The organism is Terrisporobacter muris (assembly GCF_024621905.1).
In the GTDB taxonomy this organism is placed as follows: Bacteria; Bacillota; Clostridia; order Peptostreptococcales; family Peptostreptococcaceae; genus Terrisporobacter; species Terrisporobacter muris.
Window position 1 is genome coordinate 1 of sequence record NZ_JANKBY010000305.1, and the last position, 4442, is coordinate 4442.

Sequence of the window (4442 nt, forward strand, 5' to 3'; positions counted from 1 at the left end):
ATATTAATTAGACTTATTCTTTTTAGAAGATAATCAAATAAAAAATTCGCTTCGCTTAAGCCACGGAGTGGTCGCTCCACTTCATATCGCCAACGGCTTCGCCCGTTGCCAAGTAACAAGTTGGGAAATTACTTTAATCTAAAAAATGTAGTTACTAATTTCATATACTTAGTAACTACATTTCATAATTAATTTATTCTACAGATTTAAGTGCATCTATCATATTTATGTTTTTTAATTTGTTGTGCATCATTATCATAACAAGTATTGCAAAAATCATTGTGATTATACCGGATATAATATAGCTACTCATATCAACTGTTGGTACCATCATCATATTGTCCATTTCTGCTGTGCTTATTAAAAATACATATAAAATTTTTCCTAAAACAGACCCTGCAAGTATACCCATAAATGTAAGTATTATATTTTCTCTAAATATATACATATCCACTTCATTATCATAGAATCCTAGTACCTTTATAGTAGATATTTCTCTAATACGTTCTGATACATTTATATTTATTAGGTTGTATAATACAACAAATGCTAAACTACCTGATGCAACAATTATTACTATCATAACAAGTCCTATGTCAGCTGCTTCACTCATGCTTTTCATTTTAGAAGTAAGTGTTACGTTTATAACCTTATCATTATCCATAAGTGCTGATGATAATTTATCTTCATCTTTAATTTTAGAAGTGAAGTTTAATAATTGAATATTATATTTAACATCATCTTTAAATATCTTTTTATAATATGTTGGTGATAAATAAATATAATGACCTGTGTAGTTTTCTACTATATTGTCTACCTTTACTTTATGATTATTATTATCTGCATCAGTTAAGGTTATATAACCTCCCGCAGAAACTTTTAAAAGTTTTGCCAGCTTTTCATTTATCATAACTCCATCATCACTTAATTTGTATGTTACACCACTTGCTCTATCATTAAGTAAAATAAAGTCATTTAGCTTATATATATTTTCTGGCACATACATCATAGCACTTTGCTTACTCATATTTTCTTTACTAAAAGTAACTGATTCTTGATAAACATTTAAGCCATCTTCATAATTATCTAAGCTTTTTAAATATTTTTCATATTCTTCGTCTTCACTTGCAGTACTATTATCTTCAAATACAACCATTGCATCATATTTTATTATTTTTCCAAATTGTAAGCTAGATAGTGATGAGTTTGATTTTTCAAGAGATATTCCTGCTACAAGCATTGCCATACATCCTGATATACCAAATATAGTCATCAACATTCTTTGTTTATATCTAAAAAGATTTCTAAAAGTTACTTTTTGGTTAAAGTTAAGTCTTCTCCATATAGGTCTAATTCGCTCTAATAATATTTTTTTACCAAGCTTTGGTGCTTTTACTCTCATTAAATTAGAAGGATTTTCTCTTAATTCTTCTTTTAGTACAACAAGTGCAGCTCCAACTGTGCAAAGTAACGATGCTACTAAAGACTGAATTATATATGATGGATAGAAGCTTATTATAACTTTTGGCAAAGTAAAATTAGACGAATAAGCTATATTAACTATATATGGCAGTATGCTACTTCCAACCAATATACCAGTTATAGCACCTGCAAAACTGGCAATAGAAGCATAAACTATATATTTTCTAGCTATTTCTAAGTCTCTATAACCTAGCGCCTTTAGTGTTCCTATTTCTATTCTATTTTCTTCCACCATTCTTGTCATGGTAGTTAAGCATATTAGTGCTGCAACTAAGAAGAAAAATACAGGAAACACAGATGCTATTTTATCTAAACTATCAATTGAACCTTTGTAAGTTGAATATCCTGGATTATCTCCTCTATCAAAGAAATAATATTTACTATCATCTAGTTCATCTAATTTTTCTTTTTCTTCATCTATTTCTTTTTTAGCATCTAGAAGTTTCTCTTTATTTTCCTTAATTTCTTTCTCTCCATAAAGAAGTTTTTTCTCAGAGTCCTCAATTTCTTTCTTAGCCTTTTCAAGTTCTATTTGACCTTGTATTTTCCATTTTTCAAGATCCTTTTTACCTTGTTCTATTTCTTTTTTACCTTTATCTAGTTCCTCTTGAGCTTCTTTTATCTTAGTTTTTCCTTCTCTTAAATTGTTACTTTGTTTTTCATAAGTTTTCACACCTTGTTGGTACTTAATTATTCCACTTACCAAGGTTTCTAAATTTGATTTAGTATTACTTACACTATCCCTAACTCTATCTATATTTTGTGCAAGGTTAAGAGCTATTTCAATATTTGATTGATCCTTTTCTAATATATTAACTAAATCACTTAATTCGTTTAATCCCAAGTTTGGATTTGAAATTATAGCTTTCCAATACTTAATTTTTTCAATTGGAATTTGATTGTTTTCATTTAAATTATTTGCACTTTCTTTTATATCCTTAGATAGTTCATCATATGTTGAAATCAAATTATTTAGATTTTTTATTTGATTTTCATATTTCTTTGTATCTTTTGTTGGATCAATTCCTTGATTTATAAAAACCTCCTTGGAATTATCCAGTTCCACTTTAGCACTTTCAAGTTGTTTTTCACCTTGTAATAATGTTTCTTTTTGCTTATCAATTTCTATTTGACCCTGGTTTAACTTTATTTCATTGTCAATTAGTAATTTTTCATTATCTTTTATTTCTTGTTTAAACTTTGATAAAGTCTGCTCATATTCTTTCTTACCATCTAAAAATTGCATTTTACCATTGTCTATTTCAGTCTGAGCATCTTCAAGCTTCTTTTCATTTTTTTCTATTTTTTTATAAGCTTTATCAAATTCTTTTTGTGCATCTGATTTAATTTCCTGTATTCTTTCTATATTTCTATGTGAATATAAGTTTTCAAGATATTTATTATTTTCTTCCATCTTATCTTTATATTCATCACTATATGCACCAAAGCTTTTAGTATTTTTAAATCTTACATAAATCTCACTGTATACATCCATAGACATATCTTTGCTATTTATCAATGCAAAATAGTCTATACTTCCTTTTCCAACAGTAGTACTTCCTCTAGACGTATTGTCTATGTAGATTGGACTTTGAACAAATCCAACAATCTTAAAAGTCTTCTTTTTAAAATAACTTTCACTATCTTCATCAGATTCTATAACATAATTATCACCTATCTTTAGATTTTTATCTACCTTCAGTGCATTTACATCTAAAGCAATTTCACCACTACTTCTTGGTAATCTACCTTCTGTTACAACAGCTTTGTTCATCTTGTCAGAGCTACTTGTGTCATACTCCATAAACTTAACAACATTATTTGTATTAGTTAAGTTAACATCAACACTATGTGTTGCATAATAATCAAGAATTTTATCATTATTTTCAAGTAACTTTAAATCATTTTCATTAAGTCCTATACTAGATACTATCTTACTATCCATTAAATTTTGTTTAGCAAAAAATTCATTTATGGAATTCTTTAAATCTGGTCCACAGGATTTAATCCCAGAATAAAAAGCAACTCCCAAGAAGATTATTGCCATTATGGAAGTAAATCTAGCTTTTGAAGATAATATTTCTCTTTTTATTGATTTTTTATATGCTCTATTTTTCATATATTATCCTCTACCATTCAATAGATTCAACAGAAACAGGTCTCTCATTTATTTGGACACTTTGAACTTTTGCATCTTTAATATTTATAACTCTATTGGCAATTGGTGCAAGTGCTGAGTTATGAGTTATAACTACTACCGTTGTACCCGTATTTTTACATGTATCTTGTAATGTTTTTAAAATCTGTTTTCCTGTTTTGTAGTCAAGAGCTCCTGTTGGCTCATCACACAGAAGTAATTTTGGATTTTTAGCTATGGCTCTTGCTATGGATACCCTTTGTTGCTCTCCGCCTGATAATTGACTTGGGAAGTTATCTTTCCTATGACCAAGACCAACTAACTCCAAAGTTTTATCCACATCCAAAGCATTTTTACAAATTTGTGTTGCCAACTCCACGTTTTCTCTTGCCGTTAAATTTTGTACTAAATTATAAAATTGAAATACAAATCCCACATCATATCTTCTGTAATTTATGAGCTCTTTATTATTAAACTTTGAAATATCCACATCATCAATAATTACATTACCTTCATCACAAGTATCCATTCCTCCAAGAATATTCAGCACAGTTGTTTTTCCAGCGCCACTTGGGCCTAGAATAATAACAAACTCGCCCTTTTCTATGGAAAAATTAATACCATTGTTGGCAACAACAGTGTTTTCTCCGATTTTGTATCTTTTATATTCGTCTATTATTTGTATATATGACATTTCTTCCCCCAATCTTTTGCTTTTATTACTCACTGTTATTAAATAGACACTATGTTTGGTTAATGCTATAATACAATAAGTATAAATAATATATAAACTAGTTACAATAATCACATATTTTTAGTTTAG

2 protein-coding genes are annotated in these 4442 nt (G+C 28.4%); both read right to left on the reverse strand.

The window, feature by feature from the left end:
• Nucleotides 1-193: 193 nt before the first annotated feature.
• On the reverse strand, nt 194-3601 hold the full coding sequence (locus NSA58_RS16610) for an FtsX-like permease family protein (protein ID WP_257560710.1): 3408 nt from the start codon (nt 3599-3601) through the stop codon (nt 194-196).
• A gap of 10 nt (nt 3602-3611) precedes the next feature.
• Nucleotides 3612-4313: an ABC transporter ATP-binding protein gene (locus NSA58_RS16615; RefSeq protein WP_039680713.1), complete on the reverse strand. Its 702-nt coding sequence runs from the start codon at nt 4311-4313 to the stop codon at nt 3612-3614.
• Nucleotides 4314-4442 lie beyond the last annotated feature (129 nt).